The sequence below is a fragment of the Streptomyces sp. NPDC032161 genome, assembly GCF_040636995.1.
Classification (GTDB): Bacteria; Actinomycetota; Actinomycetes; order Streptomycetales; family Streptomycetaceae; genus Streptomyces.
The window spans coordinates 166,908-191,048 of record NZ_JBEZVN010000009.1; the positions used below are offsets into that span (position 1 = coordinate 166,908).

18 protein-coding genes and 1 pseudogene are annotated in these 24,141 nt (G+C 73.1%); 6 read left to right on the top strand and 13 right to left on the bottom strand.

The annotated features are described in order from the left end of the window. Window positions 1-107: 107 nt before the first annotated feature. A complete protein-coding gene (locus AB0E67_RS19910; protein WP_362028304.1) occupies window positions 108-2,741 on the bottom strand; it encodes an ABC transporter permease/substrate binding protein in 2,634 nt (877 codons plus the stop codon). Then, the gene (locus AB0E67_RS19915; RefSeq protein ID WP_362028307.1) at window positions 2,734-3,825 is read right to left on the bottom strand and encodes a glycine betaine/L-proline ABC transporter ATP-binding protein; all 1,092 of its coding nucleotides are present in this window, start codon (window positions 3,823-3,825) and stop codon (window positions 2,734-2,736) included. The genes AB0E67_RS19910 and AB0E67_RS19915 overlap by 8 nt, the downstream gene beginning before the upstream one ends. Before the next feature lie 420 nt (window positions 3,826-4,245). Here AB0E67_RS19915 and AB0E67_RS19920 point away from each other — a divergent pair, with 420 nt between their 5' ends. The 4 genes from AB0E67_RS19920 to AB0E67_RS19935 all read left to right on the top strand — a co-directional run bounded on the left by AB0E67_RS19920 (window position 4,246) and on the right by AB0E67_RS19935 (window position 8,517). After that, the gene (locus AB0E67_RS19920) at window positions 4,246-5,154 is read left to right on the top strand and encodes a 5'-3' exonuclease (protein WP_362028384.1); all 909 of its coding nucleotides are present in this window, start codon (window positions 4,246-4,248) and stop codon (window positions 5,152-5,154) included. Between the two features lie 48 nt (window positions 5,155-5,202). Next, window positions 5,203-6,048, top strand: coding sequence for a siderophore-interacting protein (locus tag AB0E67_RS19925; RefSeq protein WP_362028309.1), 846 nt, complete (start codon window positions 5,203-5,205; stop codon window positions 6,046-6,048). A gap of 348 nt (window positions 6,049-6,396) precedes the next feature. Continuing rightward, the gene (locus AB0E67_RS19930; protein WP_362028312.1) at window positions 6,397-7,833 is read left to right on the top strand and encodes a deoxyribodipyrimidine photo-lyase; all 1,437 of its coding nucleotides are present in this window, start codon (window positions 6,397-6,399) and stop codon (window positions 7,831-7,833) included. A gap of 189 nt (window positions 7,834-8,022) precedes the next feature. After that, the gene (locus AB0E67_RS19935; RefSeq protein ID WP_362028315.1) at window positions 8,023-8,517 is read left to right on the top strand and encodes an SPW repeat protein; all 495 of its coding nucleotides are present in this window, start codon (window positions 8,023-8,025) and stop codon (window positions 8,515-8,517) included. Between the two features lie 138 nt (window positions 8,518-8,655). On the opposite strand, the gene AB0E67_RS19940 is transcribed toward AB0E67_RS19935, so the two are convergent. The 5 genes from AB0E67_RS19940 to AB0E67_RS19960 all read right to left on the bottom strand — a co-directional run bounded on the left by AB0E67_RS19940 (window position 8,656) and on the right by AB0E67_RS19960 (window position 15,380). Continuing rightward, window positions 8,656-9,729 (bottom strand): DUF917 domain-containing protein, encoded by a 1,074-nt coding sequence (locus tag AB0E67_RS19940; RefSeq protein ID WP_362028318.1) that lies wholly within the window; start codon window positions 9,727-9,729, stop codon window positions 8,656-8,658. Then, window positions 9,722-11,317: a hydantoinase/oxoprolinase family protein gene (locus AB0E67_RS19945; RefSeq protein WP_362028320.1), complete on the bottom strand. Its 1,596-nt coding sequence runs from the start codon at window positions 11,315-11,317 to the stop codon at window positions 9,722-9,724. Before AB0E67_RS19945 ends, AB0E67_RS19940 begins: the two co-directional genes overlap by 8 nt. Window positions 11,318-11,364: 47 nt before the next feature. Further along, window positions 11,365-12,795: a cytosine permease gene (locus AB0E67_RS19950; RefSeq protein ID WP_362028323.1), complete on the bottom strand. Its 1,431-nt coding sequence runs from the start codon at window positions 12,793-12,795 to the stop codon at window positions 11,365-11,367. A gap of 105 nt (window positions 12,796-12,900) precedes the next feature. Continuing rightward, on the bottom strand, window positions 12,901-14,241 hold the full coding sequence (locus AB0E67_RS19955) for a hydantoinase/oxoprolinase N-terminal domain-containing protein (RefSeq protein WP_362028326.1): 1,341 nt from the start codon (window positions 14,239-14,241) through the stop codon (window positions 12,901-12,903). Further along, on the bottom strand, window positions 14,238-15,380 hold the full coding sequence (locus AB0E67_RS19960) for a DUF917 domain-containing protein (RefSeq protein ID WP_362028329.1): 1,143 nt from the start codon (window positions 15,378-15,380) through the stop codon (window positions 14,238-14,240). The genes AB0E67_RS19955 and AB0E67_RS19960 overlap by 4 nt, the downstream gene beginning before the upstream one ends. An 89-nt stretch (window positions 15,381-15,469) precedes the next feature. On the opposite strand from AB0E67_RS19960, the gene AB0E67_RS19965 reads away from it, so the two are divergent. Both AB0E67_RS19965 and AB0E67_RS19970 read left to right on the top strand, forming a co-directional pair. Then, on the top strand, window positions 15,470-16,987 hold the full coding sequence (locus AB0E67_RS19965) for a helix-turn-helix domain-containing protein (RefSeq protein WP_362028331.1): 1,518 nt from the start codon (window positions 15,470-15,472) through the stop codon (window positions 16,985-16,987). A 350-nt stretch (window positions 16,988-17,337) separates the two neighbouring features. Next, window positions 17,338-17,700, top strand: a pseudogene (locus tag AB0E67_RS19970) (alkanesulfonate monooxygenase); the annotation flags it as partial. Window positions 17,701-17,878: 178 nt separating this feature from the next. Here the strand turns inward: AB0E67_RS19970 and AB0E67_RS19975 are convergent. From AB0E67_RS19975 to AB0E67_RS20000, 6 genes are all read right to left on the bottom strand, one after another. After that, window positions 17,879-20,713 (bottom strand): DEAD/DEAH box helicase, encoded by a 2,835-nt coding sequence (locus tag AB0E67_RS19975; protein ID WP_362028334.1) that lies wholly within the window; start codon window positions 20,711-20,713, stop codon window positions 17,879-17,881. 44 nt (window positions 20,714-20,757) lie between these two features. Then, the gene (locus AB0E67_RS19980) at window positions 20,758-21,666 is read right to left on the bottom strand and encodes a diacylglycerol kinase (RefSeq protein WP_362028337.1); all 909 of its coding nucleotides are present in this window, start codon (window positions 21,664-21,666) and stop codon (window positions 20,758-20,760) included. A gap of 16 nt (window positions 21,667-21,682) precedes the next feature. Beyond that, a complete protein-coding gene (tatC, locus tag AB0E67_RS19985; protein ID WP_362028339.1) occupies window positions 21,683-22,633 on the bottom strand; it encodes a twin-arginine translocase subunit TatC in 951 nt (316 codons plus the stop codon). Window positions 22,634-22,699: 66 nt separating this feature from the next. After that, window positions 22,700-22,993, bottom strand: coding sequence for a Sec-independent protein translocase subunit TatA (gene tatA / locus AB0E67_RS19990; RefSeq protein WP_351524933.1), 294 nt, complete (start codon window positions 22,991-22,993; stop codon window positions 22,700-22,702). A 480-nt stretch (window positions 22,994-23,473) separates the two neighbouring features. After that, on the bottom strand, window positions 23,474-23,671 hold the full coding sequence (locus AB0E67_RS19995) for a hypothetical protein (RefSeq protein ID WP_351525165.1): 198 nt from the start codon (window positions 23,669-23,671) through the stop codon (window positions 23,474-23,476). Window positions 23,672-23,858: 187 nt separating this feature from the next. Continuing rightward, window positions 23,859-24,119 (bottom strand): phage terminase large subunit family protein, encoded by a 261-nt coding sequence (locus AB0E67_RS20000; protein ID WP_073787835.1) that lies wholly within the window; start codon window positions 24,117-24,119, stop codon window positions 23,859-23,861. Window positions 24,120-24,141: the final 22 nt, after the last annotated feature.

Below are 24,141 nucleotides of genomic sequence, written 5' to 3' on the forward strand. Positions count from 1 at the left end.
ACGGCTTCCGGACCGCCGGTCCCCGGCCGGTGGGCAACGGGAAGGGGTGGGCCCGCCCGTGGCGGCGCCCACCCCTTCCCCGGTGTCCCGGAGTCCCTGTCCGGACCCTACTGCGGAGCCATCGTGTCCACGATGTCCGGGTTCTCCTTCATCCAGGCGCCGACGGCCTCCTCCTCGTGACCGGCGCCGCGCTTCTGGATCTCGTTCTCCAGTCCGGCGAGCTGGTCCTCGCTCAGCCTGAAGTCCTTGAACCACTTCGTCAGCCGCGGGTAGGTCTTCGGGAAGTCCTTGCTGGCGATGGTGTGCAGCCGGTCGCCGTCACCGAAGGCCTTCTCGGGGTCCTTCAGCTTGGTCATGTCGAACTCGTTGTACGCCCAGTGCGGGGTCCACAGCAGGACCGCGATGGGCTCCTTCTTGGCGTACGCGCGCTTCAGCTCGGCCAGCATGCCGGGCGTCGAGGAGTCGACGACCTGGTACTCCTTGTCGAGGCCGTACGTCGGCAGCACGTTCTTCTTGAGGTTCTCCATCGTGGCGGTGCCCGGCTCGATGCCGATGATCCGGCCCTTGAACCGCGAGGCCTTGCCCTTGAGGTCGGCGAGGGACTCGACGTCCTTCACGTAGGAGGGCACCGCGACCTCGATGGACGTCGGGCCGTACCAGGAACCGAGGTCGCTCAGCCGGGAGGAGTACTTCTCCCAGTAGTTCTTCTGGGTGTACGGCAGCCAGCCGTCGAACTGCACGTCGATCTGGCCGCGGGACATCGCCGCGTACATCGGGCCGACCTCGAACTGCTTGAGATTGACCTTGTAGCCGCGCTCCTCCAGGACCGCCTTCCACAGGTAGGTGGCGGCGATGTCCTCCTCCCAGGGGAACCAGGCGACGTCGAGGGGGCGGGAGCGCTCGTCCTTGCCGTTCGCGCCCTCGGCCGCGCCGGTCCCCGCCACGGGGGTCCACTTGTCGGCGGCGCCGGGGTTCGCTTCCAGCCAGGTGCGGACGGCCTTCTGCTCGTTGCCGGAGCCGGCCTTCTGGATCTCCGCCTCCAGACCGGTGAGCTGGTCCTCGGTCATCTTGAAGTTCTTCAACCAGCGGCCGACCTCGGGGTTGTCCGCGGAGAAGCCCTTGCGGGCCAGGGTGTGGACGCCGTCGCCCTTGCCCCACAGGCCCTTGGGGTCGTCGAGCTTGGTGAGCTCGAACTGGTTGTACGCCCAGTGCGGCGACCAGAGCGGGACGACGATCGGTTCCTTCTTGGCGTAGGCGCGCTTCAGCTCGGCCAGCATGGACGGCGTGGAGCCGTCGACGACCTTGTACTCCTTGTCCAGGCCGTAGCCCGGCAGGATCTTCTCCTTGAGCAGGCCCATCTCGCCGGCGCTCGGCTCGATGCCGACGATCCGGCCCTTGAACTGCGACGCCTTGCCCTTGAGGTCCTCCAGGGACTTGACGTCCTTCATGTACGCGGGGACGGCCAGCTCCAGCGAGGTGGGGCCGTACCAGGCGCCCAGGTCCTCCAGGTCGTCCTGGTACTTCTCCCAGTACTGGGCGTGGGTGACCGGGAGCCAGGAGTCGGTCTCGAAGTCGATCTGGCCGCCCGCCATGCCGGTGTACAGCGCCCCGGCCTCGTACTGCTTGACGTCGACCTGGTAGCCGCGTCGCTCCAGCATCTCCTTCCAGAGGAACGTGGAGGCGATGCCCTCGTCCCACGGGATGTATCCCATGCTGATCTTCTTGCCGGTGCCCGGCTTCGCGGCGTCGGCGCCCGCGCCCTTGTCCGCGCCGCCGGAACCGAAGAGGCCCATGCCGCCCGCGACGAGCGCGAGGACGACGACCCCGACGACCGCGACGACGGGCTGCGGGCGGTGGTTCCAGATCTTCAGTCCGCCGGCCATGGCCTGCGCCTTGGCGACCGCCCGGCGGGCCAGCGGCGAGACCTCGCGGCCGAGCGCGCCGGTCATCCGGTCCAGGTACATGGCCACGATGACGATGGAGATGCCCGCCTCGAAGCCGAGGCCGACGTCGACATTGCCGATGGCGCGGTAGACGGCGCCGCCGAGGCCGCCGCCGCCGACCATGCCGGCGATGACCACCATGGACAGGCCCAGCATGATGACCTGGTTGATGCCCGCCATGATCGTGGGCAGCGCCAGCGGCAGCTGCACCCGCAGCAGGGTGTTGCGCCGGGTGGTGCCGAACGCCTCGGCCGCCTCCACCAGCTCGCTGTCGACCTGGCGGATGCCCAGTTCGGTCATCCGGACGCCCGGGGGCAGCGAGAAGATGATGGTGGCGATGATCCCGGGGACCACGCCGACGCCGAAGAAGATGACGCCGGGGATCAGATAGACCATGGCGGGCATGGTCTGCATGAAGTCCAGGACGGGCCGGGTCACCGCGCTCACGGCCTTCGAGCGGGAGGCCCAGATGCCCAGTGGCACGGCCAGCACCAGCGAGATGATGGTGGCCACGAGCACCAGCGTGACGGTGTCCATCGCCTCGTCCCACAGCTCGACGGAGTCGATGAGGGCGAAGCCCGCGAAGGCGAGCACACCGGCGAGCAGACCGCGCAGCCACCAGGCGATGACGGCGACGATGCCCGCGAACAACAGTGGGGCGGGGGCGGAGAGCACGGCGGCTATGCCGTCGAACATGCCGCTGACGACCGAGCTGATCGCGTCGAACAGCCAGGAGAGATGGGTCTGGAGCCAGTCGACGGCGGAGTCGACCCAGTCGCCGAGAGGAAGCCTAAACACTGGCCACCTTCTTCGGGTTCTGGGCGCCCTTCGCGTCGGCGGCCGGAGTCCGGACGTCCTGCGGGACCTCGGTGGGGCTCATCGGTTCGCCGAGGACGGCGAGCAGCCGGGCACGCGGCACGACGCCGACGAGTTCGCCCTCGGTGTCGGTGACGGCGACGGCGACCCCGCTGCGGGAGCAGGGGGTGAACAGCTCGATGATCGGCGTGGACTCGGTGACGGTGGCCGGGGCCGCGCGCAGCACGTCGTCCGGGGTACGCAGTTCCTCGCCGTCGTCCGTGCTGGTGCCCAGGACGGTGTGCGGCTCGGCCATGATGGCGCCCGCGGTGAGCACCCGGGTGCGGTCGACGTCCTGGGTGAAGGAGGCGACGTAGTCGTTGGCCGGGGTGACGAGGATGTCCTCGGCCGTGCCGAGCTGGACGATCCTGCCGTCGCGCATCACGGCGATGCGGTCGCCGAGGCGCATGGCCTCGTTGAGGTCGTGGGTGATGAAGACGATGGTCTTCTTCAGGCGCTTCTGCAGTTCGAGCAGCTGGTCCTGCATGTCGCGGCGGATCAGCGGGTCGAGCGCACTGAAGGACTCGTCCATCAGCAGCAGGTCGGCGTCGGTGGCCAGGGCGCGGGCCAGGCCGACACGCTGCTGCATGCCGCCGGACAGCTCGTCGGGCCAGGACTTCTCCCAGCCGGCGAGGCCGGTCAGCTCCAGCGCCTCGACGGCGCGCTTCTCGCGTTCGGCGCGCGGCACACCCTGCACTTCGAGGCCGTACGCGGCGTTCTCCAGCACGCTCCGGTGGGGGAACAGCGCGAAGTGCTGGAACACCATGCTGATCTTGGAGGACCGGACATGGCGCAGTTCGGCGGGGCTCAGGGCGGTCAGATCCTGGCCGTCGAACAGGACTCGTCCGGCTGTGGGCTCCAGAAGCCCGTTGAGCATGCGCAGCAACGTGGACTTTCCGGACCCGGACAGACCCATCACGACGAAGATCTGTCCCGGTTCCACGGTGAACGAGGCATCGATCACCGCTGCGGTCGTTCCGTCGGCGCGCAGCTCGTCGCGGTCGGCGCCGCCTTCGAGTTTTCGCACTGCTTGATCGGGTCGTCTACCGAACACCTTGTACAGGTGTTCGGCTTGCAGCCTTGACACATACACCTCGCGCGTTGAACCGAAAAACGGTCTGCCACCCCCTCCGGCAGACCGTGGAGCGGCGCGGATTCGGTCCGCACGGCACGTGCACTGGTTGAAATCGCTACGTGTTCCGCTCCGGCTGCGCGCCTGCCCCCACTTACACGAGCCAAACACAAGAGTGATTCAGGTCACATTTGAGCGGGGTGTGTGCGTGACCGCCCCGGGGTGAACGGCACGCACCGGGCCGGGCGCCCCGGCCCACGACAGCACCCCCGCCCGCCTTCCCGGCACTCCGGCCCGCTCCTCACCCCGCCGCCCACGCGGCCGACCGGCGGTGTCGGCGGGGTGCGGCATCATCGGGGTGTGACGCGACGACTCATGCTCCTGGACACCGCCTCCCTCTACTTCCGCGCCTACTTCGGGGTCCCCGATTCGGTGCGCGCACCGGACGGGACGCCGGTCAACGCCGTGCGCGGGCTGCTCGACTTCATCGCGCGCCTGGTGCAGGACCACCGCCCGGACGACCTGGTCGCCTGCATGGACGCGGACTGGCGGCCGCACTGGCGGGTGGAGCTGATCCCCTCGTACAAGGCGCACCGGGTGGCGGTCGAGACCGCCGAGGGCCTGCCCGACGAGGAGGAGACCCCCGACACCCTGGCCCCGCAGGTGCCGGTGATCGAGGACGTACTGGACGCGCTGGGCATCGCCCGGGTCGGCGTCGCGGGCTACGAGGCGGACGACGTGATCGGCACGCTCACCCGCCGGGCCGCCGGGCCGGTGGACATCGTCACCGGCGACCGCGACCTCTACCAGCTGGTCGACGACGCCCGCGGCGTGCGGGTGCTGTACCCGCTGAAGGGGGTCGGCTCGCTCCAGCTCACCGACGAGACCTGGATGCGGGAGAAGTACGGGGTGGACGGTTCCGGCTACGCCGACCTGGCGCTGCTGCGCGGCGACCCGAGCGACGGCCTGCCCGGGGTCCCCGGCATCGGCGAGAAGACCGCGGCGAAACTGCTGGACGCCTTCGGCGACCTGGCCGGGATCATGGCCGCCGTCGACGACCCGTCCTCCCGGCTGACGCCCTCGCAGCGCAAGCGGCTCGACGAGGCCCGGGACTACGTGGCGGTCGCGCCGAAGGTGGTCCGCGTCGCCGGTGACGTACCGCTACCCGCGTTCGACCCGGCGCTGCCCGCCGAGCCGCGCGATCCCGTCGCCCTGGAGGCCCTCGCGAAGCGCTGGGGGCTGGGAGGCGCCCTGCAGCGCCTGCTCTCCACACTGCACGCCTGAGATGCTAGCTTAGGTAAGCCTAAGCAAATCGGATCAGGGGAGAACCTCGTGGCAGAGCGACCGGCACGGCAGGCACCCAAGGCGCAGCGGGCCGAGGTCCTGCGCACCGAGCGGATCACGCCGCACATGGTGCGGGTCGTGTTCGGCGGTGACGGGCTCGCCGACTTCGAACTCGCCGGGTTCACCGACCACTACGTCAAGATCTGTTTCGCGCCCGAGGGCGCGGACTACCCGCACCCGTTCGACATGGCCCGCATCCGCGAGGAGCAGCCCCGGGAGCTGTGGCCCTCCTCCCGCGCCTACACCGTGCGTTCCTGGGATCCGGCCGCCCGGGAGCTGGCCGTCGACTTCGTGGTCCACGGCGACGAGGGCCTCGCCGGGCCCTGGGCGCTGAGCGCGGTCCCGGGCCAGCAGGTGACGATGCTCGGGCCCGGTGGGGCCTATGTCCCGGACGCCGCGGCCGACTGGCACCTCCTGGCGGGCGACGAGAGCGCCCTCCCGGCCATCGCCGCCTCCCTGGAGCGGATGCCGACGGGCGCGGTGGTGCACGCGTTCGTGGAGGTGGCGGACGCCTCCGAGGAGCAGAAGATCGTGACGCCGGACGGGGTCGAGGTGACCTGGCTGCACCGCGGGGAGCGCCGGGTCGGCGAGGCGCTGGTCGCCGCCGTCACGGAGCTGGAGTTCCCGCAGGGCGACGTCCAGGCGTTCGTCCACGGCGAGGCGGGCTTCGTGAAGGAGATCCGCCGCCATCTGCGCCTGGAACGCGGGATCCCGCTCTCCCGGCTGTCGATCTCCGGGTACTGGCGGCTCGGCCAGAACGACGACGCCTGGCGCGCGGTCAAGCGCGAGTGGAACGCCCAGGTGGAGCGCGAACAGGAGAGCGCGGCGGCATGAGACCGCCCGCTCCCGTATGCCCCCGGCCCCGGCCGGGGGCATACGCGTTTCCGGGCTGAGCACGCGGCCCCGCGTCGAACGGACCTGCGCCGGTACGGCCGCGAGGGGGACGCTCCCGGGCGGCCGGCGGGCGCCCGGCCCGGCCGCGTGGAAGGATCTCGCGCACGCCCGGCCCCGGAGCGTCACCCCCGGACCGTCGCGCCCCGGCCCCGCTGCCGCACGGTCCCCGAGCCCGCGCCGTCGGCCTCCGGGCCCGCGCCTCGGCCCCGGTGACCCGCCGCACGGCCTTCCGGGCCCGCGTCCCCGGCTTCCCGGGCGTGCGAACGACGACGGAAAGGCGTACGCCCCATGCCGGTGTCCGTGGCACTCCTCACCTCCGACCTGCGGCTGCACGACAACCCGGTACTGCGGGCGGCGGTACGCGGCGCGGACGGAGTCGTCCCGCTGTTCGTGCGTGACAGCGGGATCCGGCGGGCCGGTTTCGACGCCCCCAACCGCCGGGCGTTCCTCGCGGACTGCCTCCACGACCTCGACGCGGGCCTGCGCCGCCGCGGCGGCCGGCTGGTCGTCCGGAGCGGCGACGCGGTGGCGGCCGCCCGTGCCGTGGTAGTGGAGACCGGCGCGCGCGAGCTGCACGTCGCGGCGGGCGTCAGCGGGTACGCGCTGCGCCGCGAGGAGCGCTTGCGGACCGCGCTGGCGCCGGTCGGCTGTGCGCTGCACGTCCATGACGCGGTGGTCACCGCGCTCCCGCCGGGCCGGGTCGTACCGGCGGGCCGGGACCATTTCGCGGTGTTCACGCCCTACTTCCGCCGTTGGGAGGCGACGGGGGTACGAGGTGTACTGCCCGCTCCCCGCGCGGTGCGGCTCCCGGAGGGGGTGCGGGGCGAGCCGTTGCCGCAGCGGAAGGGGGTGACCGGGGTGTCGCCCGGACTCGCCACCGGCGGCGAATCGGTGGCGCGTCGGCTGCTGTCCGCGTGGGTGAACGGTCCGATGGACGCCTACGGGAGCCGTCATGACGACCTGTCCGCCGACGCGACGTCACATCTCTCCCCCTATCTCCACTTCGGTTGCCTCTCCGCGGCCGAGGTGGTCCACCGGGCGCGGCGACGCGGCGGCCCCGGCGCCGGGGCGTTCGTACGGCAGCTGGCCTGGCGGGACTTCCACCACCAGGTGCTCGCCGCCCGCCCCGACGCCGCGCACGACGACTACCGCTCGCGCGGCGACCGCTGGCGCGCGGACGAGGACGGGGCCGCCGCCTGGCGGGCCGGGCGCACCGGATACCCGCTCGTGGACGCGGGCATGCGGCAACTGGCGCACGAGGGCTGGATGCACAACCGGGCGCGCCTGCTGACGGCGAGCTTTCTGGCCAAGACGCTGTACGTGGACTGGCGGGTCGGCGCCGCGCACTTCCTGGACCTGCTGGTCGACGGCGATCTGGCGAACAATCAGCTGAACTGGCAGTGGGTGGCCGGCACGGGCACGGACACCCGGCCGAACCGTGTCCTCAACCCGGTGGTCCAGGGAAAACGGTTCGATCCTCGGGGCGACTACGTGCGCCGCTGGGTCCCGGAGCTGGCCGGGCTGGCGGGCGGCGCCGTCCACGAGCCGTGGAAGCCGGCCGCCCGGGAGGCGGCGCCGGACTACCCGGAGCCGATCGTGGACCTCGGTGAGGCGCGGACCCGCTTCGAACGGGCCCGCGACCCGCGCCGAGCGCCGGTCGGCACCGGAGCGGAACACCGCACCCGTACTCACGACCGGGACCGCTCGGGGAAAGCGCGCGCGTGAGGAGGCCGGTCCCCGTACGCTCCGCCCTTGACCTCTTGGACGGCCGGCCGCCCAGCAGGCGTTCCATTTCTCCGGATGCTCACACACCCCAGAACTACACATAAGGGTCATATAAGAGCAGAATGGCAGAGCAGGCCGCTATCGCTCGGAGAGGCGGCCAGGTCTGCAGAAGCGAAGGAGACGAACCCCATGTCGAACCTCTCGCACGCCGGCCGTGACATGGCCGGTCACCCCGATGTATCCGAAATGCGCGACCGCTACGCCCGCGTGATGGGCGGGCGGGACGTGGCGCTCGTGGACGCACCGGTGTTCCTCGTCGGTCTCTACTGCGCCATCTCGCCCTGGGTGGTCAATTTCCTGGGGACCCAGCCCAGACTGTCGGTGCACAACCTGATCATGGGTGTCGCGATCGCGGCACTGGGTCTGGGGTTCACCGCCATGCCGGAGCGGATGTACGGCCTGAGCTGGGCCATCTGCGCCATGGGCATCTGGATGATCATCTCGACCTGGGTCGTCGGCACCGCGCCGAGCCTCGGTGTGATCCTGAACAACGTCATCATCGGCGCGCTGACCCTGCTGCTCGGGCTGGTCTGCGCGGCCGCGTCGATGAAGGCCGGCAAGCACACGACCGGCAGGCGAGCTGCCCGGGTCGACCGGTCGGCCCGAGCCGACCGCCCGGCCTGAGCGAGGGACCCGGCCCGACCCGACGGTCGGCCGGTCCGCGGGAGGCGGACCGGCCGACCACGCCCGGGCCCGTGCCGCCGACCGGTCCCGGAGCCCGCCGCGTGGTTCGCCCCGCGGTCCCGAAAACCGTCGCGCGGGTCAGTCCCGGCAGAACGGCAGGTAGTCCACGTCGTACCCGAAGTACCGCGGTCCGGCGAGGGCCAGTCCGCCCGGCGTGGTCCAGCGCGGGTCGCACGGGGCCGCCAGCACGCTGACGCGCAGCCCGTAGCGCAGCCCCTCCGTGGTCACCGGGTCGCCGGTGTCCGTGTCCAGCACGCAGATCAGGTCGGGGGTGGTGGCGACCGTCTCGCCGTCCCGGGTGGCGAGCAGGTGTTCGTTCTGGAAGCCGAGTTCGAGGACCCGTCCCGCGTCGCCGCCGACGCCCTCGATCCGGGCGCCGCCCCGGGCGAAGCCGCCCTCGGTGCGGCGGCCGACGTCCACGACCTTGCCGGTCAGCAGATGGCTGCCGGAGAGCATGGCGCGGGCCGCCCGTACCGGGTCCTCGTGCGCGGCACGCGCCTCGCGGACGGCCGCGCCGAGCCGTTCGGCGAGCGTGAGCGTGGCGGGGACGAGACCGTCGGCGAGCTGGTCGCCGCGCATCACGGTGTCGGCGCTGGAGATCTGGCAGCCGAGCTCCACGCAGACCGCGCGGGCGATGCGCTCGGCCGCATGGTTGGAGACGGCGTCGACGATGATCGTGTTGCCCTTGTCGTCGGCGAGCGCCATCGGCGTGTTGGCCACGCCGATCAGTCCGGGCAGCACCATCTGGGCCTCGGGGAACGCGCGGCCCATGGCGTCCCCGTCCACCAGCGGAAGTCCCGCCTCGGCCGCGCAGGCGACGGGCAGCATCGAGTTGACGCCACCGACCTCGATCGGCGCGATGTGGGTGGCACGGCGGCCGATGTGCTTCTCCAGGGCGCGCAGGGCGGCCACCTCCTCGCCCCCGGCCGGGACGCGCTCCAGCAGCACCGTCGGGGCGCCCATCCCGGAGACGGGGACGACGGTCGCGTCGTCCGGGACCTCGTCGAAGGAGACGAGCCGCACCGGCCCGTGGCGGCGGATGGCCTCGCGCGCCAGCAGCTTGCCGATGTACGGGTCGCCTCCCCCGCCGGTGCCGAGGATGCCCGCGCCGCGCGCGATGTCGTCCAGGTTGTCGAGGGTGATCTCACGCATGTGACGCTGCTCCGTGGGTCTCGCGCGCCCCGGCCGGGGTGCGGGTGGTGCCGATGCCGTTCAGGTCGAGGTCGCCGACCGCCTTGACCCGGATGCGGGTCGCGCCGCCGGGCAGATAGGCGAGCGGGACCTCCTCCACGTCGACGATGCGGACGGTGCCGGGCCGGGCGCCCGCGCTCTCCGCCCGTGCGACGGCCTCCTCGCGCGCCTCGGCGAGTACCGCGTCCCGGCGGCCGTCAGGGACCTGGAAGACCCGGTCCACCTCCCCGCCGACCTGGGCTATCGCGGCGCCCACGGCGTTGGCGACGTCGAAGTGTCCGGGGCGCCGCACGTCGTCGAAGCCCGGCAGGGACGAGGGCACCAGCACGCTTCCGCCACCCACCGCGACGACCGGCAGCGCCCCCGGCGAGGTGCGCATCCGGTCGACGGTCTCCGCCAGGCGCTCGGCGATCCGGTCGAGGGCCCGGGCGGTGAAGTCCGGGTCCAGGTGCGCCACGCGGGAGCGGTCGCCGATGTCGGCGCGGCCCGCCGCGACCGCGAGATCGGTCGCCGTCAGGGTGGATCCGCCGAAGACCAGCGCCTCGTCGGTGAGCCGGTAGCCCACCGAACGGGGGCCCGTCTCTCCTTCGGCCGAGACCAGGGACCCGCCTCCGATACCGAGGGACAGCACGTCGGGGATGCGGAAGTTGGTACGGATGCCCGCGGCCTCGCTCTCGCCGGCCGCCTCGCGAGGGAAGCCGCCGGTGAGGATGCCGACGTCCGCGGTGGTGCCGCCGACGTCCACCACCGCGCAGTCGCCGAGGCCGGACAGGAACGCCGCACCGCGCATCGAGTTGGTGGGCCCGGAGGCGAACGTCGCGACCGGGTAGGCGCGGGCGAAGTCCACGTCCATCAGCGTGCCGTCGTTCTGCGACAGGAAGAAGGGCGCGGTCAGTGAGACGTCGGCGAGCGACTTGGCGAAGGACTCGACGATCGCGGTGGCCAGGTCGCGCAGGGCCGCGTTGATGATCGTGGCGTTCTCGCGGGCGAGCAGCCCGACCCGGCCCAGCTCGTGGGAGAGCGAGAAGTGGACGTCCGGTCCCAGTTCCGCGCCGAGGACCTCGGCGGCCCGGCGCTCGTCCTCCTCCGCGACCGGGGAGAACACCGAGGACACGGCCACCGAGGTCAGTCCGCGCGCGGCGATGTCGGCGGCGGTGCGCTTCAGCTCCTCCGGGTCGAGCGGCGACAGCGGGCGCCCGTCGAACTCGCGGCCGCCGTGGCACAGGTAGCCGTGCCCGCCGACGGCCGCCCGCTGGCGCTCCGGCCAGTCGGTCATCGGGGGGAGGGCGGCCGTGGCCGGCAGGCCCAGGCGCACCGCCGCGACCGGGGCGAGGCGGGCCCCCTCGATCAGCGCGTTCAGGAAGTGCGTCGTGCCGATCATGACGGCGGTGACGTCCTCCTTCGGCGGGTCCAGGGCCCGGACGGCCGTGGTGACCCCGGAGGTGATGTCGGAGGTGGTGGGCGTCTTCGCGGTCGCGAGGATCCGGTCGTCGTCCCCCAGGAGGGCGGCGTCGGTGTTGGTGCCTCCGACGTCGATTCCGATGCGCATGGTGTTCCGTCTTTCGTAGGGGTGGGGTGTCGGGGTGGGCCCGCGGGTCAGGCGACGGCGCTCCGCGGCCGGACCGCGTCCTGCTCCGCCTCGATCGCCGCGGCGGGCCGGGCGGGCTGGGTGAACGGCAGTTCGCGGGCGCCTCGCACCAGGCCGAGCTTTCCGACGACCACGTAGCCGAGCCCGGCGAGCAGCAGGGAGTTGAGCGCGGGTATCCCCCACCACTGGTAGTGGTCGCTGAGCCAGCCGACCAGGGAGGCAGCGGCCCACAGGGCGATCGTGGCCGGAACCCAGCTCGGTTCGGTCTCGGGCAGCCGTCCCACGGCACGCGACGCGTCCAGCCGCGGCCGCCACTTCTTCACGACGAAGTACTCGGCGACCATGATCCCGGCGACCGGCGGGGTGAGGACGCCCAGCACCGTGAGGAACTCGGTGAACCGGTCCAGGATCCCGGCCGCCGCCGCGAGGCTTCCGAGCACACCGATGGCCACGGTCGTGCCGACCCGGTGCAGCCGGACCTCGAACAGCGCCTCGACGGCCCCGATCAGACCCAGCGACGAGGAGTACAGATTCCAGTTGTTGATCTTCACGGTGGCGGAGACCAGGACGATGACGCCGATGACACCGGAGGAGGAGGTGATGATCGCGATCAGGTCGGAGGACTTCACCGCGTAGGCGAGCAGCACGCCGCCCAGGCCCAGGACGTACTCGCCGAGGCTGATGCCGACGACGGTCTGCTTGACCACGTCGCCGGTGTTGCGGTTGAAGCGGGTCATGTCGGGGGTGGTGACCGCGCCGACGATGTACGAGCCGGCCACGATGGTCGCGCCGGTGGCGATGGAGAGGTGGGCGCCGAAGGGCGCGGCCGTCACCAGGTCGCCGATGTGGTGCCGGGAGAACTCGACGGCCATGGCCCAGCCCGCGAGACCGAGGAACGCGGGCACGGTGACGAACGCGGTCCAGCCCATGACGCGGAAGCCGCGCAGGACCAGCGCGGTGACGCCGAGGCCGCAGACCAGACACCAGGCCCAGAGGGGCAGCGCGGGCACGATGGAGTGCAGTCCGGCCGCGAACACCGCCGTCTGCACCCCGAACCAGCCGAACAGGCTGACCGCGATGACGAGCCCGATCAGGGTGGACCCGTAGCGGCCGAAACCTGTCCAGCGGACCAGCATCGAGGTGGAGAGGCCCTCCTTCATGCCGGCGATGCCGACGAAGATGCAGACGACCTCCAGGATCACCGAGCCGAGCGTGAACGCCCAGAACGCGCCCCAGAAGGAGAGACCGGCGCCGAGCGTGGCGCCCAGCAGGAACTGGGTCAGGTCGGAGAGCTGGCCGAAACGCTGCACGGCGACGTTGAACCAGGAGTAGCGGGCCGAGCGCGGCACCCGCTCCAGCGGGTAGTCCTCGTCCTGCTGCTGCGGCTCGGCGGTCTCGGTGGGTGGCTGCGGCTTCGGCCGCGCTGCGGGCTGGGTCATGGGGACGGTCCTCGGGTGGCGGGGCGGGCGGGGGTAGGGCGGAGGGGCGCGGCAGCACGGCGGTGGGCTGCTCCGCGGGGAGGGGGAGAGAGGGAACGACGGGTCTCAGAGCGGGAGGGGCGGTCCCGCGGCCCGGGCGCGCAGGAGCACCGCGCCCGGCAGATACGGCACCGGCAGATCCGGTTCGGACCGGGTCTCCACGCGCCGGGGATCGGCACCGGCCCGTACGGCCCCGGCCCTGGCCAGATCCCGTACCTCGTCGCGCACGGCGTCGAGCCGACGGCCGGGGCCGCGCGTGACGATACGGTCGTACTGGCCGCCGACCGGGCTGGCCGCCGCGCCGAACGCTCCGGCGACGCCGCCGTGTTCGGGCCGTACGACGTCGAATCCGGTCAGTACGCGGCCGGGCACGCCGTCCGCGCCGCCGCCCACCAGGACCAGCGGCAGGAGTCCGGCGGCGGGCCGCATCCGGTCGGCGGCCTCGGCCAGCTCGCGGTGCGCGTCGGCGGGCACGGTGATCAGGTCCGGGAAGCGCAGGCTGACGGGTACGCCGCCGAAGCGCTCACCGGGTCCTGCCTCCTGCGGGTAGCCACCGGTCAGGGCGCCGACCCGGGCGCGGCGGCCGCCGATGTCGGCGACCACGGCGTCACCGAGACCGGCCAGGAGCCCGGCGCCCCGGATGGTGCAGGCGGGACCGCTGCCCAGGCTGAGTCCGGGCTGGCGGCGCAGGTACTCCAGACTCATGAGCGTGCCGTCGCTGCGGGTGACGAGTACGGCGGCGCCGGGCGCGAGGCCGAGGCGCGGCAGCGTGGCGGTCAACTCGTCGGCGACCCGTGCCACCAGGACGGACAGGGCGGCGTCGAGGACCGTGGCGTTCTCACGGTGCAGCAGGCTGAGCGTGCCGACGTCGCTGGAGAGCAGGACGGTCGTGTCGGGGCCGGTCTCGGCGCGCAGGATCTCGGCCGCCTCCCGCTCCTGCCCGCCGTCGGCGGGCGAGAACACGGCGGTGACGGCGAACGCCTCGGCGCGGCCCGCGAGCGCGGCGCCGAACCGGGCGACGGCCTCCCGGTCGAGCGGCGTGGTGTCGCGGGGGGACAGGCCCCCGCCGCCCCGTACGTTGGCGGTGCCCGCGCACACGGCGTCGCGCAGCGCCGCGGGCCAGCCGAACAGCGGCCGGACTGCGTCCGCGGCGGCGCCGCCCACGCGCAGCACCCCGACCCGGGCCAGTCCTTCGCGTTCCCGGACCGCGCGGGCGGCGACCCGCAGCCCAACGGCGAGCTGGGCGGCCCGGCGCCGGGGCTCGGCGGGGAGCGCGCCGACCGCGGCGGCGAGCGAGCCGACGGCGTCACCGGCGATCGAGGGGACCTTGACGGCCCGGACCGCCCGGCCGCCCTCCAGCAGGACCGCGTCGGTGTTGGTGGGCCCGACGTCCACGCCGAGGATCATGGTGTGCCTCCCCCGGGCCGGTGGCCGGGTGCGGCCGAGGAGGCGCCGGGCGCGCCGTCCGGGGCGAGCCCCGGACGGCCGTCGGCGACGAGCGGCGCGGCATCCTCGGGAACGGTCCCCGAGAGGTCCGCGGGGCCGAGCCCCGGCAGACCGAAGGCGGACGGGCCGGCCAGCCGCAGCCCTTCCGGCGTGTACCAGACCGGGGCGGAGGGCAGCGTGACGAGGTGCACGCGCAGCCCGTAGCGGACCTCCTCGACCGGGACGGCCCAGCCGGTCCGCACATCGACCAGCGCGATCACGTCCGGGACGACGGCGAGCGCGGTGCCGTCCTCCAGGGCGGCGACGAACTCGCTGCGGGCCTCGACGAGGACCAGTCGCCCGGCGTCGGGTCCGGCGCCCTCCAGCAGGACGGCGGTGGCGTCGTCGCCGTCCGCGTCCCGCGTGGCGTACCGGCGGACCGAGGAGACCTTGCCGGTGAGCAGGGGCTCCGGTCCTTCGCCGCGGCCGAGGGCGAGGGCCCGCGTGACCGATCCGGTGACGGCGTGGCGGGCCGCCTGCCCGGCGGTGAGGGGGTAGTCGGCGGACGCGGCGCGCCCGCCGAAGGCGTCGAGGGTGGCGCGGGCGAAGCGTTCGAGGTGCGCGCCGTCGACACCGTCGACGACGACGGTGCGACCGTGCTCGTCGACGAGGACGGCCGGGCAGGGGCGCAGTCCGGCCAGTTCCAGCACGTTCTGGTCCATGCGGGGAAAGGCGCGGCCCATCGAGTCGGCGTCGAGCAGCGGCAGTCCCAGCCGGGCCGCCCAGGCGACGGCGGCACAGCCGTTGAGGCCGCCGATCTCGCTGCTCATCACCGCGGCCACCGGGGCGCCGTGCAGGTCCTCGAAGCGGGCGCGCAGCCGCGCGGGCTCGTCCCGGCCGCCGATCCGCTCGGCGGCGACCGCGGGCGAACCCACCAGCCCGACGGGCATGACCAGCGCGTCGTCGGGCAGGCCGGACGGGTCGACGACACGCACCGGACCGCATTCCTCGATCGCCTGTCCGGCGACGGGCAGCGTCACATCGGCGGGGCCGCCGCCGCCCGATCCCAGGACGGCACAGCCTCGCGCGAAGTCGGCGAGCGCTCCGGCGTCCATGTGCATGCGTTCCAGCGTAGGGAGGCGCAAGGCGCGCCGCCTGGGCCATCGGCCCCCTCTTCGGCCTCCTGGTGTGCTCACGGCACACTGGTGGGATGCCGAACATCCTGGAACTCCTCTCCTCCCCCGGTCTGGACGGGCTGCGCCCGTTGGTGGGGCCGCTCGACGCGGTGGAGGTGACGGGGGTGCGCCTGGAGCCGCGCCCGGACCGGCTCGCCGCCCTGCCCGCGGGGACGGTCGCCGTGCTGCTGGCGCCGCTGCCCGGGCATCTGCTGGACGTGGCGGTACGGGACGCCGCGGCGGCGGGCGCCGCGGCGCTGGTCCTGACGGGGGTGGCCCAGGCGCCGCACGGACTGCCCGCCGAGGTGACGGCCACCGCACGGGCGCTCGCCGAACGGGGCCGGGTCGCGGTGCTGTACGCGGGCGGGGACCTCGCCGCCCTCGTGGTGGCGGTGGAACGGGCGGTGGCCGGGTCCGCCGCGGACGCGCTCGCCCGGGTCGCCGCCGCCGCGCGCGAGGTGACGGCGGTGGCGGGCGACCCGGAGCGGGTGGCCTCGGCGGCGTCCCGGGCCCTGGGGGTGCCCGTGGAGCTGCGGACGGCGGGCCCGGGCGAGGAGGGCGCGTCGGCCGCCGGTCCGGACGGCGACATCCGGCTCGCCGCCCCGCCTCGCCCCGGCCACGCGGGGGCGGCGGTGCGTTCCGTGCTGGCGCTGGCGGCCCTCGCGGCGGCGGGCGGCGGGCACGGCGACGTCCCCGTGCGCTCCCGCGGCCGGCTGCTCGCCGAACTGCTCGTGGCCCCGCGCGACCAGGCCGCCCGGCTGGCCGCCCGGGGCCGGGCACTGGCGCTCCCGGTGGACGGCTGGCACATGGCGTTGCGGGTGGAGGCCGCCGGCCTCGATGCCGCCGACCGGCCGAGGGTGCTGGACGCGGTGATGTCCCGGGCCCTGACGCTGCTGCGTTCCTGGGACGGTCCGGCGGCACAGCCCTCCGGCGCCGCGCCCCCGTCCGCCGACGCCGTCCAGTGGAACGCCGCTCTGGTCGACGACGCCCTCGTGCTGCTCGGCACCTGGCCCGCCGACCCGGGGCCGGACGGGCGGCGCGCGACCCTGGCCCGGGCCCGCCGCGCGGTGGACCGGCTGGCCGGGCTGCGTCCGGAGGCCGGACTGCGGTGCGGCGTGGGCTCGCCCCACCGGGGTCCGCTGGGCATCCGCACCTCGGCCCGGGAGGCGCGGGCCGCCGTGCCGCGCGGCCTCGGCCCGACGGTGGCCGCGCACGACGCGGTGGGGCTCGACCGGATGCTGCTGGAGTGGTACGCCTCCGACACCGCGCGCGAGGCGGTCGCCGAACTTCTCGCCCCCGTACTGGCGTTGGGCCCGGAGCGTGCCGAGCCGCTGCTGCGCACGCTCCAGGGCTATCTGGACCACAACAATTCGCCCGGCCGCGCCGCCGAGGCCCTGCATCTGCACCGGAACGCGGTGGGCGCCCGCATCCGCAAGGTGGTCCGGCTGACGGGCGCCGACCTGAGCGATCCGGACGTCCGCCTCGCCCTCCAACTGGCCTGCCGCGCGAGCCTGTCGGCGCCGCACGACGAACCGCCCGCCGCCGGTGGCTGAGCGCGACGGCGGCCACCGGTCCGCGTCCCCGCTTCGAGGGGAAAGCGAACCGGCCCCCGTTCGACGTTGGTTGACGCCACGCCGACTCGGCTGCTCCCACTGGGCGGCTGGTTCCTCGACTTCGGCTGGTCACCCGCGACCCCATCGACTTCGCTCGCGTGTGGTCCGCGTCGTGTCGTCCCCGACCGCTTCCGCGTCAGCACGTCGCACGACCGACCCACCGCAGCACGAGATGGGGCCCTGCCGTGCCCGTCGAGTTTCCCGGCATCGCGGCGACCGACGAAGGTTCCGGGGTCGAGCCCCGCTCCGGGGCCTCGTTCGACGAGGAGTGCACGCTCCGGCCGACCCGGGAGAAGACGCACCGGACCCTGGCGCGGATCAGGACCCGCCGGGCCGCAGCGCCGTCACTCGCGGACCGCGCCGGAGAACACCGGTTCCGGGCGGCTCCTCGCGGTGGCCGCGGAGGGCGAGCGCCACGACCGGGCGTCGTGGACGCCGACCGCGGCGGAGACGGGCGGGCCGGCAGCTCCACCGCGTTGACGGGCACGCCGGGGACGGTGGCGCGGGCGCTGCTGGACCACGACGACCCGGGCGTGGAGATCCTGCCCGCGCGCGGCTACGACCTGCCGGACGACGCGATCGACTTCGGACGGCACGTCATCCCGCTCGTCCGCGAGGAAGTTGCCGGGCGGGACGCGGCACGCGCCGCCTGACACGACGCACCGCCGGATGGGGGCCGGGCGCACCCCGCCCGCCCCCCATCCGGACGACGTCGGACATCGAACCGGGTCCCGGCGCGCGCCCCGTCCGGGGCGCGCACGTACGCCGCCCCGGAGACCGGTCGCGCGGCCGCGTCGCCCGGAAGAAGCGGCAGCTACCCCGGACCCCGGGTCACCCCACGGAGCTGTAGGCGACCACCCCGCGCAGCACCGCGTCCACCGCCTTGCGCGCGTTGCGCGCGACCGTGCTGCCGTCCCGGGGCGCCGCGGCCTCGATCTGGCCCAGCACGTCGATCACCTGCTTGCACCACCGGACGAAGTCCCCCGCGGGCATCTCCGCCTCGTTCAGCACCTCGTCCAGCGTGCGTCCCGACGCCCACATGTAGACGGCCCAGGCGAAGCCCAGATCGGGCTCGCGCTGCCCGACCCCCTCCGCCTGATTGATCTTGAATTCCTCCTCCAGGGCATCGAGTCGGCCCCAGATCCGGACCGTCTCCCCCAGCGCGGCCCGCGCGGGCCCCGACGGCAGCTTGGGCGCCACGGCGTCATCGGCCTGCCGCGCCTCGTACACCAACGCCGAGACGCATGCCGCGAGTTCGGCGGGGTTCAGGCCCTCCCACACGCCGTCCCGCAGGCATTCGCTGGCCAGCAGGTCCAGTTCCCCGTAGAGGCGGGCGAGCCGCCGCCCGTGCTCGGTGACCTCGTCGCTCCGCAGGTAGTCGAGCTCGGTGAGCAGCGCGACGATGCGGTCGAAGGTCCGGGCGATCGTGTTCGTCCGGCCCTCGATGCGGCGCTCCAACTGCTTGGTGTCGCGCCGCAGTCGGTGGTAGCGCTCGGCCCACCGGGCATGGTCCTCGCGCTCGTCGCACCCGTGGCAGGGGTGGGCGCGCAGGGCCGCCCGCAGCCGGGCTATCTCCCGGTCGTCGGCGGCCGGGGACCGTCCCTTGCGGTGCCGCTCCGGCGCGATGTGCCCGGCCTTCGTCCGGAGGGCGGAGGCCAGGTCGCGGCGCGACTGCGGCGAGCGCGCGTTGAACGACTTCGGCACCCGCATCCGCTCCAGCACCTGCACCGGAACCGGGAAGTCGATGGAGGCGAGCCGCTTCACCTGCCGCTCGGCGGTCAGCACCAACGGCCGCGGCCCGTCGTGGTATTCGAGCCCGCGGTGCCCGTGGCCGTTGACCCGGCCGGCCGGCAGACCGGGATCGAGGACCAGCGCCAGTCCGGCGAACTTGCCGGTGGGCACGTGGATGACGTCGCCGGGCCGCAGCTTCTCCAGGGAGGCCGCCGCCTCGGCCCGCCGCTGGGTCGCGCCCTGCTTGGCCAGTTCGTTCTCCCGCTCCTTGAGGTCGCGGCGCAGCCGCGCGTACTCCTCGAAGTCGCCGAGGTGGCAGGTCATGCCCTCGCGGTAGCCCGCGAGCCCCTCCTCGTTGCGCTGGACCTGCCGGGAGATCCCGACCACGGACCGGTCGGCCTGGAACTGCGCGAAGGAGGTCTCCAGCAGCTCGCGCGAGCGGTGCCGCCCGTACTGGTGCACCAGGTTGACGGCCATGTTGTACGAGGGCCGGAAGCTGGACCGCAGGGGGTAGGTCCGGGTGCCCGCGAGCCCGGCCAGCTGCACCGGGTCCATGCCGCGCTGCCACAGGACCACGGCGTGGCCCTCGACGTCGATGCCGCGGCGGCCGGCCCGCCCGGTCAGCTGGGTGTACTCGCCGGGCGTGACGTCGGCGTGCTGCTCGCCGTTCCACTTGACGAGCTTTTCCAGCACGACCGAGCGCGCGGGCATGTTGATGCCGAGGGCGAGGGTCTCGGTCGCGAAGACCGCCTTGACGAGGCCGCGCACGAACAGCTCCTCGACGACCTCCTTGAACGTGGGCAGCATGCCGGCGTGATGCGCGGCGATGCCCCGTTCCAGCCCTTCGAGCCACTCGTAGTAGCCCAGGACGTGGAGGTCCTCGCCGGGGATGGACGCGGTCCGCTCCTCGACGATCTCGCGGACCAGGCGGCGCCCCGCCTCGTCGTTGAGCCGCAGTCCGGCGTGCAGACACTGCTGCACCGCCGCCTCGCAGCCCGCCCGGCTGAAGATGAACGTGATGGCCGGGAGCAGCCCCTCGGCGTCCAGCCGGTCGATCACCTCGGGCCTGGCCGGGGTCCAGATCCGGCCACGCTGGCGGCGCTCGCGCTCCCGGTCCGCCTCGCGGACCATCTTGCCCCGGCGGCGGTCGCGGGGATTGTACGTCCGCTGATTCTCCGTCCGGGCGAGCCGGATGAGGTCGGGGTTGACCTCGCGGCGTGCGGTGCCGCGTCCGCCGTGGTCGCTCTCCTCCTCGAAGAGGTCGTACATCCGGCGGCCCGCGAGCACGTGCTGCCAGAGCGGCACCGGGCGGTGCTCGGCGACGATGACCTCGGTGTCACCGCGGACGGTGTCGAGCCAGTCGCCGAACTCCTCCGCGTTGGACACGGTCGCCGAGAGCGACACGAGCGTCACGGACTCCGGGAGGTGAATGATCACTTCCTCCCAGACGGCGCCCCGGAACCGGTCGGAGAGGTAGTGCACCTCGTCCATCACCACGTAGCCGAGGCCGCGCAGCGCCTGCGAGCCCGCGTACAGCATGTTCCGCAGGACCTCGGTGGTCATGACGACCACGGGGGCGTCGCCGTTGACGCTGTTGTCACCGGTCAGCAGGCCGACCTTGTCGGGCCCGTAGCGTTTGACCAGATCGGCGAACTTCTGGTTCGAGAGGGCCTTGATCGGGGTGGTGTAGAAGCACTTCCGCCCCTGCTGGAGGGCGAGGTGCACGGCGAACTCGCCGACGATCGTCTTGCCCGAGCCGGTCGGGGCGGCGACGAGCACGCCCTTGCCGGCCTCCAGTGCCTCGCATGCCTCGATCTGGTAGGGGTCCAGGTCGAATTCGTACAGCTCCCGGAAGGGCGCGAGTGCGGTGGCCAGCTCGGCGGCACGGATCCGAGAAGCCTGGTATCGCTCAGCGGGTGAGAGGTCCTCTGTCATCTTGCCTACGAGCGTACCCGCCGCCTGTGACAGCGGCTCGATCTTTAAAGTCCGCCTGGAGCACCGGGCGCGAGCACCGTGACCGCGCCCGGTACGCACGTCGCGGTGAGCGGCAGCGCCCCCAGCGGTTCGCCATCCGCGTAGGCGGTGACACCGGCCGCGGACAGTTCGACCGAGGAGGCCCGGTACACGGTCACCGCGGGGTGGCCGAGATGCGTTCCCCGGTAGACCCGGGGGAAGACCCTCAGGAGCGTGGCGCGGCTGCAGTTCCCGACCACGACCACGTCGAAGAGCCCGTCGTCCATGACGGCGTCCGCACACATCCGCATGCCGCCGCCGTACGACGTCCCGTTGCCGACGGCGACGAGCGTCGCCTCGATCTCCCGCACCGGCCCGTCGTCCAGCCGCAGCCGGTACGGGATCGGCCGGAACGCGGCGAGTTCGGCGAGGATCGCGAGGTCGTACTTGAACCGCCCGCCCACGAAACGCATCCGGTTGCCGCGGTCGTTGACCCGGGAGTCGAAGCCGGAGGCGAGCACGGACCCGAACCACCGGTCCCCGACCCTGCCGAGGTCGATCTCGCGGACACCGCCGCCCTTGAGCGCCTCGGCGGCCAGCCGTCCGGCGGCGGCCGGGTCCACGACCGGCACCCCCAGCGCCCGGGCGAAGTCGTTCCCGGTGCCCACGGCGACGACGCCGAGCGGGGTCGTCGTCCCGGCGACGGCCTGGAGGGCGAGGGACATCATGCCGTCCCCACCGACGGCGATCAGTGCGCCGGTGCCCCCCGCGACGGCCTCGCGGGCCCGTCGCAGTGCGTCGTCGGCGTCCTCGCCGAGGACGGTGCGCACGGAGAATCCCGCGTCCCGCAACGCGGACGCGGCCGGCTGCGCGGCACGCGCGCCCCGGCCGCGTCCCGCGGTGGGATTCACGAAAAGGGTGATCTCGCTGGTCACCCGGGGACCCTACAGGTCAGGTGATGTCGTCGTAACCGTTCACCCGGTCACGGTCCGGGCTCGTCGGGTGCGGCAGGGCGCCGCGGGACGCGACCGACTCGACCTCTCCGATGTCCGCGGGGGTCAGATCCAGCTCCGACGCCTCGTCGTCGCCCGGGCCCGCCGCCTCGCGCCGCGCCTTGCGCCGGTCGTTGACGAGGGAGATCCCCGTGGCCAGGAAGTACAGGACCCAGATCGGTCCGGCGAGCAGCAGCATGCTGACCGGATCGGTGCTGGGAGTGGCCACCGCCGCGAAGACCGTGATCCCCATGATCATGCCCCGCCACCAGCCGAGCATCCGCTTGCCGGTGAGGATCCCGCCGAAGTTGAGCATCACGAGCAGCAGGGGCAGCTCGAAGGCGAGCCCGAAGACCACGACCATGCGCGTGATCACATCCAGCAGTTCGTCCAGAGGCAGCTGGTTGTCGAGATCGGCGGGTGAGAAGTCCAGGAGCACCCGCGCCATCGTGGGCAGGGTCTTGTACGCGAAGAAGGCCCCGGCGAGGAACAGCGGGAAGCCCGCGCCCACGAAGACGAGGGAGTACTTCTTCTCGTGCCTGTGCAGCCCGGGCGCGACGAAGGCCCACAGCTGGTACAGCCAGATCGGCGAGGAGACGACGATGCCCGCCATCAGGGAGACCTTGAGGGCCAGCGTGAACGGGGTGAGCAGACCGTTCAGGACGATGCGCGCGCAGGTGCCGTCTTCCTTCTTGGCGAGTTCGGCGAAGCTCGACTCGCAACCGACCGACTTCAGTACCGGGTTGGTGAAGACCTCGACGATCCCCTTGTAGAAGAAGGCGGCGACGATCGTGACGACGACGATCCCCAGCAGCCCCTTCGCCAACCGGTTACGCAGCTCGCGCAGGTGCTCCACCAGGGGCATGCGGCCCTCTGGGTCCCTCTCCTGCTTGCGGGAAGACTTGAGCAACCCACGTCCTCATCTCGTGCAGCAGGCCGTCACCGAATCCCCGGCGCCTGCGTCGGCCCGTTACTGTCAGCGCTTGGTCGAGTCGGTCGGCTCGGCGACCGGGCGGGAGCTGGTCACGTCACCCGGCGCGGCCTTGATGGTACGCGGGGCGGCCTGGTCCTGGGCCTGGTCGTTGGCCGCCGGCTCGGCCGGGGTGGCCGACGGGCCGCTCTCGGACTTCATCGCCTTGGCCTCGCTCTTCAGGATGCGGGCGGACTTGCCCAGCGAGCGAGCCATGTCAGGAAGCTTCTTCGCGCCGAACAGCAGAACAATGACGACGAGGATCAGGATGATCTCGGGAGCGCCGATTTTTCCGAACATAAGCGTGTACCTTCTCACCGAGGCAGCCGGGGTGGGGCGGATCGAACAACGGGCGTCCGATCGTCGTACTGTCAGCGATCGTATCCCGCGGTAGTGAACACGGGGCAATACCCGTGCGTCCCCGCGGTGACGGCCCACGCCTCGCTCTGCGGGCCGCTCGAGCAGCGTACCCCCCGAGTCCGGGAAACAGGAGGGCACGCCCTGGACGACCGATCGGCCCTGGTCACCGCCTCACACGAACGCGTGGCGGCGCGACTGCCGTGCCCCTGTCACCCGGGGGCGTACGTCCGCGGCGGAGCCCGGCTGGGGCGCGTTTCGCAAGTGCTGTCGTCCGCCCGCAGGGCGGCGCCCGCGGCGTCCGGTGCGGTGCATCGCGAGGCGGAGGCCCGTCCTCGTGCGGGGCGTACATGGACGATCCCGACGACGTGGCGAGGCGCCGTGCCAGATGCCGCGGGCCGGACGGCACTTTCGCAACACGCCCTAGCGCAGCGCCTCGCCCGTGGCGGCGAGGTCCGTCGCGGCCCGTTCGAGGTCCTCCGCGGCACGGTTGATGCGCTGAGTGGTCAGCGTCACCTGCCGCCCCAGTCGCTGGACCTCGATGAAGACCCTGACGGCCAGCACGCCCAGAACGGCGATCCCGAGGAAGCCCAGGGCGATGGCGAGCATGGGCCAGAACATGCGGGGATCCTCGATGTGTCGGGGCCTCGGAGAATTCCGGGGACGGTGGCGGGTGACCGGTGACCGGTGACGGGTGGTGGACATGGGACGCGGAGGGAACCGGAGCCCGGAGCGGCCGGTACCGGGAGTGGAGCTAGTGCCGTGACCGGCGAGGTTCGCGACGGGGCAAACGTTGCCGGGAGCGGCACTAGAGACTGCTGTGGAGGCGCAGCGTCCGTACCCCGCCGTGGGTGAGGAGCTCGACTATCCGCTCCCCCGCGGGCTTGCGGACGGCCGAGCCGCACTCCGGGCAGGTGAAGGAGTAGAACGTGGTGCGGCGGCTGGCGCCCACGGCGAGCCGGATCGCCCCGGCCGTCAGCTCGAACCGCTCCCGGCAGTCCGGACAGGCCGCCTTGAAGCGCACGGAGTCCGGGACCACCACGGTCGGCACACCTGACATCGCAGACATATCGCTCACATCTCCCTCGAAT